The sequence below is a fragment of the Pseudomonas bharatica genome (assembly GCF_048586865.1).
In the GTDB taxonomy this organism is placed as follows: domain Bacteria; phylum Pseudomonadota; class Gammaproteobacteria; order Pseudomonadales; family Pseudomonadaceae; genus Aquipseudomonas; species Aquipseudomonas bharatica.
This window is the reverse complement of the sequence record NZ_JBMAWR010000024.1, coordinates 25,489-40,636: the sequence shown is the minus strand read 5'-3', so window position 1 is coordinate 40,636 and position 15,148 is coordinate 25,489. Positions and strand designations below refer to the sequence as shown.

The window sequence follows — 15,148 nt, the reverse complement described above, 5'->3', positions numbered from 1 at the left end:
ATGCCTTGCGCGGACCCTGTGGGAGCGGGTTCACCCGCGATTGCGATAGCGGGCCCGCCACCGCAATCGCGGGTGAACCCGCTCCCACAGGGATTCGCGGCGTGCTTTCCAACAACTTGCATCTTGCAAGCGAAACGGCAGCCCACTTTGCAAATTGCACGATCCAGCAAAACTTGTTTATTCGTAACTTACTGTTTTTAAACGATTTTATTTGGGCGAAAAACTGGCACAGCCCCTGCAATAACCCAAGTACACCTGCCGCCAGGACATGTCGGCGCAGGCCCTTTCGAAAAACAGGAGTGTCTCGTATGAAGAAGTTCGCTATCGCTGCTGCCACCGCTACTGCCCTGACCCTGACCCTGGGCAATGTCGCCTTCGCTGCTCAACAGTCCACCCAGGCTCCGATGATGCTCGCAGCCGGTGAAGTGACCAAAGCGAAGGAAGCCACTTCCGACACCTGGATCACCACCAAGGTCAAAGCCGACCTGGTCACCGAGAAAGGTATTCCAGGTACCGACATCAAGGTCGAGACCAACAAGGGTGTGGTATCGCTGTCCTCCGACGTGGCCGTGACTTCGGCGCAGAAAGACACCGCCGTTGCCATCGCCAAGAAAATCAAAGGCGTACAGGCTGTTTCGGCTGATGGCCTGAAAACCAACTGATAATGGTTTGTTCCGCTCGCTGATCCTGACGGTTCATGCGACAGCCCAAAAGGATTTGGGCGCCCCGAGCCCCGGCCATGCGCCGGGGCTCACTTTTTTGGCTGGCGGAAAATCACTCTGCGTCGAGATGCAATGGAGTGATGACCCGCCCATCGGATTCGGCTTCGCCCAGGCTGGCATCGATGAAATAAACGCGGTCATCCTCCAGCTTGCCCTTGTCCACCAGGTAGTCCTTGATGCTGCTGGCCCGCGCCTGGCCCAGTTGACGAAGCAGAACGCTGCTTTCCGCCCAGCTCTTCAGCACCGCGTCACGCATGTTGGCAATGCGCTGCTTGGTGTCCAGTTGCTCCCATTCCTTGGGTGGCTGTTGTTTCAGGCGCGAGCGGTAGATGCCCTCGAGCATGGCCGGCTTGTCATCTTCCGGCACCTGAAGCATCGAGGCCTGGGCTGGAACCTTGTCGCCACGTCGCTGCAGCATCTTGTAATAAGTGCTCTGGTATTCCCTTTCCAGGCGCTGCCCGGCGATCAGCGGGCCATCGCTGCTCTGGGCGCTGGTGCCTTCGATTTCCAGACGCAGGGTCGGGCGCTGCTGCAGGGCGGCGGCGAGCTTGTCCAGCGAGCCTTGGGCGTCCGCAGTCAGATCGCTGGAGCCGGGGGTGAAGGCGACAGTGCCAAGGTCTTCGGAGCCGCCGCCGGCGATCAGTCCGCCGATCAGCTTGAACGGCGCCTGTACCGCGCGCAAAACCAGGTTGCGCAACGTCTGCCAGACTATCGGCATTACGCTGAACTGCGGGTTGTTGAGATCGCCGGTGACCGGCAATTCGATGGAGATCTTGCCTTCGGTGTCCTTCAACAGGGCAATCGCCAGGCGGATCGGCAGGTCCACGGCATCCGGGCTGTCGACTTTCTCACCCAACTGCAGTTGCTCCACTACCACCTTGTTCTCGGCCTTGAGCTGGCCGTTGGTAATCAGGTAGTGCAGATCGAGGTTGAGCCGGCCCTTGCGAATGCGATACCCGGCGAACTTGCCGGAGTAGGGGGTCAGGGTTGTCAGCTCGACCCGCTTGAAGCTGGTGGCGATATCCAGGCTGGCCAGCGGGTTGAAGGGATTGAGCGCGCCCTTGATGGTTACCGGCGCATAGCGGTCGACCTTGCCCTTCACATCGACCTTGGCCGGAACCGGCTGGCGGTTGTCGATGGTGCCGATCTGGCCATTGAGCTGCTGGATGGCGGTGGCGAAGTTCGGCGTCAGGCTGAAGTCGGCAAAGTTCGCCGAGCCATCGTTGATGGCGATCTGGCCAATGCGTATGCCCAGCGGCTTCTCGTTGCTGGCCGCAGTCCGGGCCTGGGGCGTGGTCTCTTTGCCGGCGGGCTGCGGAATCAGCAGGTCGTCGATGTTGGTGGTACGGTCCTCGTTGATCATGAAGCGCGCGTACGGCTGTTGCAGATCGACCCGGCCGATGCTCAGCGCGTCGCCGTGACGGTAGTCGATACCGCTCAGGTCAAGTTGCTGCCATTTGACGAAGTCGCGGTCCTTGATGGTGTCGAGGGTGTGCATCTGGTTGACGCGGGCCTTGCCGGCGACGGTGAAGGCCAGCGGCTCGGTGCTCTTCAGATCGACGTCGAGATCGGCACCGAGCATGCCGCTGCGCAATTCCAGGCGGATGAACGGGCTGATGTAGGCCTGGGCAATGCGCAGGTCGATGTCCTGGGTGCTGACTTTCAGCTTCGCCTTCACGGGGGCCAGGTTGACCTCGCCGGCCGCTTGCAGCTTGCCCTGCTTGCCAATGCCGCTATCGAGCCTGAGCGTGAAGGGCGCCTGGTTGAGGCTGTCGAAGTTCTGCAGGTCGGCGTTCAGCGGCCCCACATCCAGGGTGACCGGCTCTTTCCGGGTACGGTCAGCGAGATGAACCCGGTAGTTGCGCACCTGGGTGTCCTTGAGCAGCACCTGCCAGGGTTTGTCCTCCACGGCTTGTTCTTTCGGCGTAGGTTCGGCAGCGGCGGGCTCGGCCTTTTGCTTTTCGGTGGCCTTGGGCGGCTGGCTGGCGAACAGTTTCTGCCAGTCCAGTTGCCCATCGGCTTCCAGGGCAGCCCAGGTTTCCAGCTGGTCACTGCGGATCTTGCCGACGGTGACCAGTTGCTTGGCCAGGTCGATGGAGGTTTCGCTGACATCCAGCCTGGCCAAGCGTGCCAGCGGTCGGTCGTCCGGCGCCTTGATGGCGAAGGAAGATACGCCCAGCGTCAGGTTCTCCAGCAGCAGCTCGGTCTGCTTGCCGAGGCTGAAGTTGTAGTCGCTTTGCAGGTTCCAGGTGCCGTCTTCGAGCACTAGCGGTGCGGCATCGCGAACGTAGGGCCAGAAGGCTTTCATCTTGGCATCGCTGACTTTCAGCGAGCCCTTGGAGGCGATCGGCGACAGGCTGAAGGTGCCGGTCCAGTCGATCTGGCCACCGTTGGGGCCGGTAGCCACCAACGTCATGTCGGTGTTGTCGTCAGGCAGCGTGCTGAGGTTCTTTAACTCCAGGTTCATCGCATCGTAGAGGAATTCGATCGGCTCGCTCGGGCGGGCATCCTCGAAATGCAGGTAGCCGTCGCTCAGGCGGATGCTGCCGATGCGCAGTGGAAACGGTTCGCTGGCCGGTTCCTCGGGCTTGGGTTCGCTGGGAGGGAGCTTGAACAGATTGACCAGGTTGAGTTGTCCATCCTTGGCGAACAGTACCTCGGTGCGTGGCTTGACCAGCTCGACCCGCTCCAGGTGCAAGGCCTTGGTCCACAGGCTGTCCAGTTGCAGGTTGGCGTAAAGCTTCTCGAAGCCGAGTTGTTCCTTGCCCGGCTCGCCGATCTGCAGGCCCCAGACAGTCAACTCAAGGCTGAACGGGTTGAGTTCGATGCGCTGTAGGTGGGCGGGAACGGTGGCGTACTGTGCCAACTGCTGGTTGGCAATTCGCAGGGCAACGCCGGGGAGGATGAAGAAGCCGAGAAGGCTGTACAGGGCAAGCGCAACCAACAAGGCGCCGAGGGCGCGTTTCAATCCTTTGGGCATGTGCGGCATCTGCATGGAGAGCGGGACGCTTAGAGTATGGCAGGTAAATGGAGTTCCGAAGGCTGTCGGAGCGATCCGACAGCCACGCCATACAAATCTTTAAAGATGCAACACCAGGGTTTTCAGCGGCGGGCGAGCGTCAGAGGAGGGGAAGTCGGCTGCCGGGGTGATCACCTGCCATTCCCGCACCGGGCGTCCGGCTTTTTCGGCACAGCGCAATACCAATTCACGCCAATCGTCCATATCGACCTTGGCCAGATTGTTATTGCAGACCAGAACGCCGTCCTGGGCAGTGGTCAGCAGTGCCGGCTTGAGCAGGCTCTGGTAATCGCGCAACAGGTCCACGGTGCCGAAGGCGCTCTTGGCCCAGGCCGGCGGGTCGAGGAATACCAGGTCGTACTGGCGTGCCTGCAGGCGCGGGTAAGAGGGCAGTTTTTGTCCACGGCGCTGGCTGACCGGCAATCCTGCCAGTTGGCGAATGGCCGGGAAGTAATCGGACTGGACGAACTCCATCGGTGTTACCTGCGGATTGAGCGTGCCATTCTCTCGGCCCACTGCCAGGTTGCTTTCAGCGAAGTCCAGGTTGCATACCTCACGGGCGCCGCCCGCCGCAGCGGCAAGGCCGACGCCACAGGTGTAGGCGAACAGGTTGAGCACGCGCTTGCCAGCGCTGTGCTGCCTGACCCAGCCGCGGGCGTTGCGCAAGTCGAGGAACAGCAGCGGGTCCTGGCCGGCGTGGCGGCCGCGCACCCGGTAGTTCAGGCCCCACTCGTGGCCGACCATATCGGCCAGCGCCTCGTCGCTGGCCTCATGGACGGTGTCATGGCGGTCCACCCGGCTATTGCCCCGGGAGCGGTCGTTATAGACCAGGTGCAACGGCTGGCCGAGGAATTGTTCGATGGTCGCGTGCAGGTCCAGCAGGTTGTCCCGCTCCACGGTCTGGTGGAAGCTCTGCACCAGCAACTGTGGGCCATAGCGGTCGGCGGTGAGGCCGGGGGCGCCTTCCTGGCTGCCATGGAACAGGCGATAGCAGTCGGTGCCCTGGGCATGCAGTTCGGCGAGAAGGGATTGACGGTTGTCGAGGGCGGCGCGCAGCGCCTGGTTCAAGGAAGACATGCACGTGGCCTTGGTTGCGGGCGTGCAGTTTACCAGTTGCGCAACGGGGAGGGGCCCGGCGGCCCCTCCCCGCGTCGATCAGCGTTCGATCGCCAGGGCTACGCCCTGGCCGCCACCGATGCACAGGGTCGCCAGGCCTTTCCTGGCATCGCGCTTGATCATTTCATGCAGCAGGGTCACCAGCACGCGGCAGCCGGACGCGCCGATCGGATGGCCAAGGGCGATGGCTCCGCCGTTGACGTTGACCTTCGAGGCATCCCATTGCAGTTCCTTGCCCACCGACAGGGCCTGGGCGGCAAAGGCCTCGTTGGCTTCGATCAGGTCGAGCTGGTCCAGGCTCCAGCCGGCCTTCTCCAGGCAGCGGCGGGTGGCGCTGACTGGCCCGATGCCCATGATCGCCGGATCGACACCGGCATTGGCATAGGCCTTGATTCGCGCCAGCACCGGCAGGTTCAGCGCCTCGGCCTTGGCCGCGCTCATCAGCATCACGGCGGCCGCGCCGTCGTTCAGTGAAGAAGCGTTGCCGGCGGTAACGCTGCCGTCTTTCTTGAATGCCGGCTTGAGCTTGGCCAGGGCCTCGGCCGTAGTGCCGGCGCGGGGTTGCTCGTCGGTGGCGAATGCAACCGGATCACCCTTGCGCTGCGGGATCAGGATCGGGGTGATTTCCTCGACGAAGCGCCGGCTTTCGATGGCGGCGGCAGCCTTCTGCTGGGAGGCGGCGGCAAAGGCGTCCTGCTCTTCACGGCTGATCCCGTACTTTTCCACCAGGTTCTCGGCGGTGATGCCCATGTGATAGTCGTTGAAGGCATCCCACAGGCCGTCGCTGATCATGCTGTCGATCAGGCTCGCATGGCCCATGCGCAGGCCGGTGCGGGCACCTGGCATGACGTAGTTGGCCAGGCTCATGTTCTCCTGGCCGCCAGCGATGATGACCTCGGCGTCGCCGCAGCGGATCGCCTGGGTCGCCAGGTGCAGGGCCTTGAGGCCGGAGCCGCAGACCTTGTTCAGGGTCATGGCGGGGACCGCGTGGGGCAGGCCGGCCTTGATCGCGGCCTGGCGCGCCGGGTTCTGGCCGGCACCGGCGGTCAGTACCTGGCCAAGGATCACTTCGTCGACCTGGGCGCCGTCCAGGCCGGTCTGGGCCAGCAGTTGACGGATCACGGCGGCGCCGAGATCGACGGCGGGAATATTCGCCAGCGCGCCCTGGAAGCTGCCGACCGCAGTACGGGTGGCGGCGACGATTACGACATCTTGCATGCTCTAGTCCTCTGTCTTGTTCGTTTTGACGTTGAGTCTGCGGTGGGCTCGCGCATAGTGGCACAGATGGGCAGGTCGGGGCAGTGGTGGCTTTGATGGCCTCATCGCTGGCAAGTCACTGCAGACCCATCCGCCGCCGCGCCCGATGCACCGAGCCATCCCGCATCGCCCAGCGCAACACCGGCCCGACCAGCGCATTCATGCCCAGATCGACCACTCGCTGCTTCACCGGGCCCAGCCTCAACCCGAGCATGTCGCCGGCCCAATCGGGCAGCAGGCCGATCCCCGCCTGCATCATCAGGTTCCCCACTGGCCGGGCTATCCGGCTCGGCGCCGGGGCATTCAGTAGCACCCGCACCACCTCGCGGCTGCGCTCGTCGCAAACCAGTTGCGGACGTACCCGGCGCAGATAGTCCGCCACCTCCTGCCGCGACCTGGGCACATCCCGTGCTCCCAGCCGCTCGGCGATCAGGGCGATTTCGCTGTAGTAGGCATCCTGCGCCGCGTCGGCCATGTGGCGGTTGCGGTAACGCAGGTGGGCGGCGAGGAAACTGCGTACCTCGGCGACATGCACCCAGGTCAGCAGGTCCGGGTCGCTGGCGGCATAGGGCGTTCCATCGGCAGCGTTGCCGGCGACCTGCTGGTGGATGGTCTTGACCCGTTCGATCAGCCATTCGGCATCGTCGGTCGCGCCGAAGGTGGTGCCGGAGATGAACTGGCTGGTGCGGCGCAGCCGGCCGAGCATGTCTTCGCGGAAATTGGAATGATCCCAGACCCCGGCCAGGGCCAGTGGGTGAAGCATTTGCAGGAGCAAGGCGCTGATTCCGCCTGCCAGCATGCTGGGGAAGTCGCCGTGTACCTGCCAACTGAGGCTCTGCGGGCCGAACAGGCCGGGGTCGCCCTTGGGGTTTTCCAGGTCGAGTTGGCCGAGGGACAGGCCGGTGAGGCTGAGGAGCTGGGTTTCGATGCGGCGGCGTAGGGCTTCCATGAATACCTTTGGGCTCAGGTCGCTGGGACCGCTTCGCGGTCCTTCGCAGGCAAGCCACGCTCCTACCAGCGACGCGATCGTCTGTAGGAGCGTGGCTTGCCCGCGAAGGGCCGCAAAGCGGCCCCAAAATACCCGGTATATCAGGTATTCAAGCGCTTATCGATCAACCCTTGAACAACGCCGGGATCCGCCAGCGTCGAGGTATCCCCCAGGTTCTCCAGCTCGTTGCAGGCAATCTTGCGCAATATCCGCCGCATGATCTTGCCCGAGCGGGTCTTGGGCAGCGCCGGTGCCCACTGGATCAGTTCCGGCTTGGCGAAGCTGCCGATCTCCTTGCTCACCAGCGCCAGCAGCTCCTTCTTCAGCGCTTCGTCCGGTTCGATCCCGTTCATCGGCGTGACAAAGGCGTAGATGCCCTGGCCCTTGAGATCATGGGGATAACCCACCACGGCGGCCTCGGCGATGCTGTCATGCAGCACCAGCGCGCTTTCCACCTCGGCCGTACCGATGCGGTGCCCGGAAACGTTGATCACGTCGTCGATCCGCCCGGTTATCCACAGGTCGCCCTGCTCGTCGCGGCGCGCGCCGTCGCCGGTGAAGTAATAGCCGGGGAAAGGTTTGAAGTAGGTGTCGATCATCCGCTGGTGATCGCCATATACGCTGCGGATCTGTGCCGGCCAGCTGGCCTTGATCGCCAGCAGCCCGGCGCCGGGGCCTTCGATCAGCTTGCCTTGCTCGTCGAGCAGTACCGGTTGTACGCCGAACATGGGGCGGGTCGCGCAGCCGGGCTTGATATGCCGGTTGCTGATCAATGGGGTGAGCATGATGCCGCCGGTTTCGGTCTGCCACCAGGTGTCGACGATAGGGCAGCGCTGCTCGCCCACGGCATTGAAATACCACTCCCAGGCTTCCGGATTGATCGGCTCGCCAACGCTGCCGAGCAGGCGCAGGCTTTTGCGTGAGGTGCCCTGCAGCGGCCCCTGGCCTTCGCGCATCAGGGCGCGCAGGGCCGTCGGCGCGGTATAGAAGATGTTGACCTGGTGCTTGTCCACCACCTGCCAGAAACGCGAGGCGTCCGGGTAGTTCGGCACACCTTCGAACATCAGGCTGGTAGCACCGTTGGCCAGCGGCCCGTAGACGATATAGCTGTGCCCGGTGACCCAGCCGACATCGGCGCTGCACCAGAACACCTCGCCGTCGCGGTAATCGAATACCACCTTGAAGGTCATCGTCGCCTGCAACAGATAACCGGCACTGGTGTGCAACACCCCCTTGGGCTTGCCGGTGCTGCCGGAGGTGTAGAGGATGAACAGCGGATCCTCGGCATCCATCGGCTCCGGTGGGCAGTCGTCGCCGGCACCGGCCGTGGCGTCGTGGTACCAGAGGTCGCGCGGTTCGCTCCAGTCCACCTTGCCACCGGTGCGCCGTACCACCACGACGCTGCTGACATTCGGGCAACTGGCCAGGGCCTTGTCGACGTTCTGCTTGAGCGGGACGGTCTTGCCACCGCGTACGCCTTCGTCCGCGGTAATCACGGTGCGGCAGTCGGCATCGAGAATGCGGTCGCGCAGAGCATCCGGTGAGAACCCGCCGAATACCACGGAATGGATCGCGCCGATCCGTGCACAGGCCAGCATGGCGAAGGCCGCCTCCGGAATCATCGGCATGTAGATGCACACCCGGTCGCCCTTCTTCACGCCGCGCTGCTTGAGCACATTGGCCAGGCGGCACACCTGCTGGTGTACCTGGCGATAGGTGAGAGTGGCCGAACGCGAGGGGTCGTCGCTTTCCCAGATGATTGCCGGCCTCTCGCCATGTTCCTCAAGGTGGCGGTCGAGGCAGTTGTAGCTGACGTTGAGCCGGGCGTTCTTGAACCAGATCGCCTTGCCGCTGCGGATATCGCAGTCCTGCACGGTGCTCCACGGGCTGATCCAGTCCAGCCGGCGGGCCTGTTCGGTCCAGAATTGCTCGGGTTGCTCGATGGATTGGCGATAAAGGCGATCGTAGTCGCCCTGGCTCAGCTCGGCGGCACGGCTGACGGCATCGGCATGGGGGAATCGACTGATATCGAACATGGGCACCTGTCCTGTTGTTATGGACGGCGTTGCCTTCGTCGACGACGCGGGGAAGCCTTTCGAAGGCAGCCGGGGGTCAGGACAGTGTAGCCGCTGCCCCCGGCCATGCCCGGGGGCGGCGACCGGGGGTCAGCCGCGGTGACGGCCGCGGAAGTAGTTGATCAGGCCCTGGGTCGAAGCATCTTCTGCCGGCTCCTCGATACCGCCGATCAGGCGTTGGTAGACGCCCTTGCCGAGCTCCTTGCCCAGTTCCACGCCCCACTGGTCGAAGGCGTTGATGCCCCAGATTACGCTTTGCACGAAAACCTTGTGCTCGTACATCGCAACCAGTGCGCCAAGACGACGCGGGCTGATGCGTTCGACCACCAGGGTGTTGCTCGGGCGATTGCCCGGGATCACCTTGTGCGGCGCCAGCCTTTGCACATCGGCTTCGCTCATGCCCTTGTCGCGCAGCTCGGCCTCGGCTTCGACGCGGGTCTTGCCGAGCATCAGCGCCTGGCTCTGCGACAAGCAGTTGGCGTACAGCCACTGATGATGGTCGGCGACCGGGTTGAAGCTCACCACCGGGACGATGAAGTCCGCCGGGATCAACTGGGTGCCCTGGTGCAGCAACTGATGGTAGGCGTGCTGGCCGTTGCAGCCGACGCCGCCCCAGATCACCGGGCCGGTGTCATGGGTGACCGGCGTGCCGTCCTGGCGCACGTGCTTGCCATTGGACTCCATGTCCAGCTGCTGCAGGTGCTTGGTGATGTTGCGCAGGTAATGGTCGTACGGCAGGATCGCATGGCTTTGCGCTCCCCAGAAGTTGCCGTACCAGACACCGAGCAAGGCCAGCAGCACCGGCATGTTCTGCTCGAACGGGGCATTCTGGAAATGCTGGTCCATGGTGTAGGCGCCGGACAGCAGTTCCTTGAAGTTGGCGGTGCCGATGGCCAGGGCGATCGGCAGGCCGATGGCCGACCACAGCGAATAACGTCCGCCGACCCAGTCCCACATCGGGAAGATGTTCTCTTCGCGGATGCCGAAGGCGACGGCCGCCGCCTTGTTGCTCGACACGGCGATGAAGTGGCGATACAGCTCGGCTTCCGAACCGCCCTGGGCCAGGTACCAGGCGCGAGCGGCCTGGGCGTTCTTCAAGGTTTCCAGGGTGTTGAAGGATTTCGAGGAAACGATGAACAGCGTGGTTTCAGCGCGCAGGTTGGCCGACAGCTCATGGAACTCGCTGCCGTCGATATTCGCCAGGTAGTGGCAACGCACGCCGCGCTGGGCATAGGGCAGCAAGGCCTCGGAAACCAGTTCCGGGCCGAGGAAGGAGCCGCCGATGCCGATGTTGACCACGTCGGTGATCGGCTTCTCGCTGTAGCCGCGCCACAGGCCGTCGTGGATCTTGCCGACCAGCTCGGTAACCTGGTTGAGCACTTTATGCACGTCCGGCATTACGTTGACGCCATTGACGCTCAGTTTGTCGCCCACCGGACGGCGCAGCGCGGTGTGCAGTGCCGGGCGGCCTTCGGAGGCGTTGACGATCTCGCCGGCGAACAGTGCCTGGATGGCTTGCTGCAGGCCCACTTCATTGGCCAGCCCGACCAGCTTGTCGCGGGTCTCGGCATTGATCAGGTTCTTCGAGTAGTCGAGGAACAGACCGCAACTGCTCAGGGAAAACTGGTTGAATCGCTGCGGGTCGGCGTTGAAGGCCTCGCGCATGCTGAAATCCTGCATGGTTTCGCGGTGTTGCTGGAGTGCCTGCCAGGCTGGCAGTGCGGTGACATCATGAGGAGTACGGTAATACGCCATCGCTGCAGGGTTCCTTGATTGCTTGAACTGCCTTGGACACGGAGAACGTGTAGCCGTTACCGGCCCGTCGCGGATTATTTCGCGACAGGCCGGCAAAAGCCATTGAGATATGTCATTTCGCTTCAGCCTGTTCACCGGGCGTCCTGGCCCGGTGTATCCCGAGAGCTTAGTTGCCTTCGAGATCGAGGTGCAGGTTATCGATCAGGCGGGTAGGGCCAAGGTAGGCGGCGACCAGAATGACCAGGTCGTGGTCGCTGGCGAGGGCGGGGCGCAGGTCGACGGCGTGACGGACTTCCAGGTAGTCGGGCTTGAGGCCGGCCTCGGTCAGCGCCTGTCGACCCTCGGCGATCAGTGCCGGGAAATCGCGACGGCCCTGGCGGATGCCATCGGCCAATTGGCTCAGGGTGCGATAGACCACGGGGGCGATGGCACGCTGCTCGGCATTCAGGTAGCCGTTGCGCGACGACAGCGCCAGGCCATCCTCGGCCCGAACGGTCGGCTCGCCGATGATCTGGATCGGCATGTTCAGATCGCGGACCATAGCGCGGATTACCGCCAGTTGCTGGAAGTCCTTCTGGCCGAACACTGCGATATCCGGCTGGACCATGTTGAACAGCTTGCTGACCACGGTCGCCACGCCCTCGAAATGGCCCGGGCGGCTGGCGCCACACAGCCCTTCGGACAGTTGCGGGACGCTGACCCGGGTCTGTACGGCCATGCCGTCCGGGTACATTTCGTCCACGGTCGGGGCGAACAGCAGGTTGCAGCCGGCTTCGAGGAGCCTTTCCTGGTCGGCGGCGAGGGTTCGCGGATACTTGTCGAGGTCTTCACCGGCGCCGAACTGCAACGGGTTGACGAAGATGCTGGCAACCACGAAATCAGCGCGCTGGGCGGCCTTGGTCACCAGCGCGGCATGGCCGCTGTGCAGGTTGCCCATGGTCGGCACGAAGGCGATGCGCTTGCCTTCGCCGCGGGCACGGGCGACGGCGGCGCGCAGTTCAAGGACGGTCTTGACGGTATTCATGCGCTGAACCCGTGTTCGCTGCCGGGGAAGCTGACGTCCTTGACCGCTTGCACGTAGGCTTGCAAGGCGCTCTGGATGTCCGGCTGGCCGGCCATGAAGTTCTTCACGAACTTCGGCGCACGACCGCTCAGCGACAGGCCCAGCATGTCGTGCAGGACCAGAACCTGGCCATCGGTGGCGCTGCCGGCGCCAATGCCGATCACCGGGATGCTCACCGCCTGGGTGATTTCCGCGGCCAGCTCGCTTGGTACGCACTCCAGCAGCAACATGGCGGCACCGGCCTGCTCCAGGGCGATGGCGTCCGCGCGCATCTGGCGTGCCTGGTTTTCCTGACGCCCCTGGACCTTGTAGCCACCGAGGATGTTGACCGCCTGCGGGGTAAGGCCCAGGTGCATGCACACCGGCACGCCACGGTCGGCCAGCTGGCGTACGGTCTCGCCCAGCCAGGCCGCGCCTTCGAGCTTGACCATGTGCGCGCCGGCACGCATCAGCTCGGCGCAATTGGCGAAGGCCTGGTCGGCGGTGGCATAGGCCATGAATGGCAGGTCGGCGAGGATCAGCGCACCTTCGTTGCCGCGCTTGACGCTGGCGACGTGGTAGGCCATTTCCGCATTGGTCACCGGCAGTGTGCTGTCGTGGCCCTGCAGGACCATCCCCAGGGAGTCGCCAACCAGCAGGATCTCGACACCGGCACGGGCCGCCGCCTGGGCGAAGGTCGCGTCGTAGCAGGTCAGCATGGCGATTTTTTCACCCTTGGCCTTGAGGGCCTGGAGAGTGGTCAGGGTTACGTCTGGCATGAAAAGCAATCCTCGTTCAGGCGCTGTGAAAACCACTGGAACGGCACATCATCGAGCGTGGTGTTTGGGGTCAATCCGTTCCCGGCCTTGTTTTACGGCACGGTCGTGCCACGGGACGCCTATAGTCGTGAGCGCGCGGGGGGAAGTCAATTGCCGTGTTACCGCATTGTTACGCCGGAACTGTTACGGACGTTACCGCTGGGGGAGCGCCCGGCTACAGGCGCTCCAGCCCGATGAATGGGCAGGCTGCCAGCAGTTCTGCGAGAGAGCGCTGGTCCGCCAGACGGAAGTCTTCGGGCACCAGTTCGGCAAGGGGATAGAGCACGAAGGGGCGGGCGTGCATGTGGTAGTGCGGGACTTTCAGGCGCGGCTCGTCGATGACCTGGTCGGCATAGAGCAGGATGTCCAGGTCGAGCGTGCGCGGGCCCCAGCGCTCCTTGCGCTCGCGGCCCTGGTCGGCCTCGATGCCTTGCAGGGCGTCGAGCAGGTCGAGGGGGGCGAGGCTGGTGTCCAGCGCGGCCACGGCGTTGGTGTAGCGCGGCTGGCCCGGGGACAGGGAATCGCTGGCATAGAAGGACGAGACGCCCGCCAGTCGCGTATCCGGCAACTGCGCCAGCGCGTCGAGGGCGCTGCGCAGTTGCGCCTGGGGGTTGGCCAGGTTGCTGCCCAGGCCGATGTAGGCGCGCTGGGTCATTCGCCAGCGCCACCGTCGGCGCGACGTCGCTTGCCCGGGCTGCGCTTGCGTTTGCGTGGGCCGGCACCGCTGCCGTCTTCGCGGCCGCCGAGGTCGCGGATCATGTCGCGGCGCTCGCTTTCATTGCACTCCTGGTAATCGGTCCACCACTGGCCGAGGTCATCCGTGTCTTCGCCGGCGCTTTCGCGCAGCAGCAGGAAGTCATAACCGGCACGGAAACGCGGATTGTCCAGGAGCAGGTCGGCACGCTTGCCGCTGCGACGCGGCAGGCGTTCCTGCATATCCCAGATTTCACGGATTGGCAGGGTGAAGCGCTTGGGAATGGCGATGCGCTGGCACTGTTCGAAGATCAACTGGTGGGCCGCTTCGTTCATTGCCGGGATCGGCGGCATGCCGCGGCCCTGCAGCTGCAGGGCGCGTGCTGGCAGGGCAGGCCAGAGCAGGGCGGCGAAAAGGAAGGCCGGGGTGACCGGCTTGCCTTGTTTCACCCGCAGGTCGGTGTTGATCAGCGCGTTGCTGATCAGCGTGTGGGTGTAGGTCGGCTGCTCTTCGAGGGCCTCGGCACTGGCAGGGAACAGCGGGTCGAACAGTTGCAGGTCGACCAGCATCTCGAAGGTGTCGGCAGCGTGGCCGGACAGGAACAGCTTCAGCGACTCCTCGAACAGCCGCGCCGCCGGGATTTCCCGCAGCATCGGCGCCAGTTCGCGGATCGGCAGCACGGTATGCTTCTCGATGCCGAAGTTGAGCTTGGCAGCGAAGCGCACGGCGCGCAGCATGCGCACCGGGTCTTCCTGGTAGCGCTGGGTCGGATCGCCGATCAGGCGGACCAGGCGGTTGCGCACATCGTGCACGCCGTTGGCGTAGTCGAGGATGCGCTCGCTGACCGGATCGTAGTACAGCGCGTTGATCGTGAAGTCACGGCGCTGGGCGTCGTCCTCCAGCGTGCCGTAGACGTTGTCACGCAGGATCCGGCCGCTTTCGTTGCGGGACGACTGGTGACTGTTTTCTTCTTCGTCAGTCGGATGGTTGGCACGGAAGGTCGCGACTTCGATGATTTCGCGACCGAAATGCACATGAACCAGCTTGAAGCGCCGGCCGATGATGCGTGCGTTGCGGAACTCGGCACGAATCTGCTCGGGTGTGGCGCTGGTGGCGACGTCGAAATCCTTGGGGGTGATGCCCAGGAGCAGGTCGCGTACGCAGCCACCGACCAGGTAGGCCTGGTAACCGGCGCTTTGCAGGCGCTCGACGATATTGACCGCGTGACGGCTGAATTGATGACGTTGCAGCGAATGCTGCGAATGGTTGATCACCTCGGGCGTGGTGCGCTTGTGGTGCTGGACGCGCGCCGGGGGACGGAAAGACTGGAACAGCTTCTTCAGCATGGGATGCACTGTTTGAAGGAATTTTCGGCCAGAAAGGAAGAATGGCCGCATGATGGGCACGGATTCTAGCATTTAGTCGGAAAAGGGTGTAGGCACCCGAGAAATGGGCTGGTAACGCTGCGCAGAGGGAGTGCCAGAAGGCGGAAACTACAAGGGGAGCCGAAGCTCCCCAAGAAGTAGTTGCGTGCTCTTATTGTTTTTTTGTCGGGCTTCTTGTTTTTGTTCATGCCCTGATCCACTGAATGCCCTGGGGCCTGTGGACTGTCTCCCTAACCGGGAGTACAAGAGCAAACGGATTGCTTTGGTCGCTGACGTT

At 63.7% G+C, this 15,148-nt stretch carries 11 protein-coding genes; 1 reads left to right on the top strand and 10 read right to left on the bottom strand.

From position 1 onward, the window contains the following. The first annotated feature begins 308 nt into the window (after window positions 1-308). Entirely contained in the window at window positions 309-662 is a 354-nt protein-coding gene (locus ACKLLE_RS22180) for a BON domain-containing protein (protein WP_009404305.1), read from the top strand. Window positions 663-774: 112 nt separating this feature from the next. On the opposite strand, the gene ACKLLE_RS22175 is transcribed toward ACKLLE_RS22180, so the two are convergent. From ACKLLE_RS22175 to ACKLLE_RS22130, 10 genes are all read right to left on the bottom strand, one after another. Beyond that, on the bottom strand, window positions 775-3,702 hold the full coding sequence (locus tag ACKLLE_RS22175) for a DUF748 domain-containing protein (RefSeq protein WP_064303367.1): 2,928 nt from the start codon (window positions 3,700-3,702) through the stop codon (window positions 775-777). Between the two features lie 99 nt (window positions 3,703-3,801). After that, a complete protein-coding gene (locus tag ACKLLE_RS22170; RefSeq protein ID WP_420059075.1) occupies window positions 3,802-4,818 on the bottom strand; it encodes a class I SAM-dependent rRNA methyltransferase in 1,017 nt (338 codons plus the stop codon). 78 nt (window positions 4,819-4,896) lie between these two features. Further along, window positions 4,897-6,075, bottom strand: coding sequence for an acetyl-CoA C-acetyltransferase (locus ACKLLE_RS22165; protein WP_420059074.1), 1,179 nt, complete (start codon window positions 6,073-6,075; stop codon window positions 4,897-4,899). A gap of 115 nt (window positions 6,076-6,190) precedes the next feature. Next, window positions 6,191-7,063 (bottom strand): oxygenase MpaB family protein, encoded by an 873-nt coding sequence (locus tag ACKLLE_RS22160; protein WP_420059073.1) that lies wholly within the window; start codon window positions 7,061-7,063, stop codon window positions 6,191-6,193. Between the two features lie 140 nt (window positions 7,064-7,203). Beyond that, the gene (acs, locus tag ACKLLE_RS22155) at window positions 7,204-9,138 is read right to left on the bottom strand and encodes an acetate--CoA ligase (protein WP_064303371.1); all 1,935 of its coding nucleotides are present in this window, start codon (window positions 9,136-9,138) and stop codon (window positions 7,204-7,206) included. Between the two features lie 129 nt (window positions 9,139-9,267). Then, entirely contained in the window at window positions 9,268-10,932 is a 1,665-nt protein-coding gene (gene pgi, locus ACKLLE_RS22150) for a glucose-6-phosphate isomerase (RefSeq protein WP_420059072.1), read from the bottom strand. A gap of 166 nt (window positions 10,933-11,098) precedes the next feature. Next, window positions 11,099-11,956, bottom strand: coding sequence for a pantoate--beta-alanine ligase (gene panC, locus ACKLLE_RS22145; protein ID WP_064303373.1), 858 nt, complete (start codon window positions 11,954-11,956; stop codon window positions 11,099-11,101). Next, on the bottom strand, window positions 11,953-12,753 hold the full coding sequence (gene panB / locus ACKLLE_RS22140; RefSeq protein ID WP_009404315.1) for a 3-methyl-2-oxobutanoate hydroxymethyltransferase: 801 nt from the start codon (window positions 12,751-12,753) through the stop codon (window positions 11,953-11,955). Before panB ends, panC begins: the two co-directional genes overlap by 4 nt. Window positions 12,754-12,967: 214 nt before the next feature. Further along, the gene (gene folK / locus ACKLLE_RS22135; RefSeq protein WP_420059071.1) at window positions 12,968-13,447 is read right to left on the bottom strand and encodes a 2-amino-4-hydroxy-6-hydroxymethyldihydropteridine diphosphokinase; all 480 of its coding nucleotides are present in this window, start codon (window positions 13,445-13,447) and stop codon (window positions 12,968-12,970) included. Further along, complete coding sequence (locus tag ACKLLE_RS22130; protein WP_009403751.1) at window positions 13,444-14,832, bottom strand: polynucleotide adenylyltransferase PcnB; 1,389 nt, start codon at window positions 14,830-14,832, stop codon at window positions 13,444-13,446. The genes folK and ACKLLE_RS22130 overlap by 4 nt, the downstream gene beginning before the upstream one ends. Window positions 14,833-15,148: the final 316 nt, after the last annotated feature.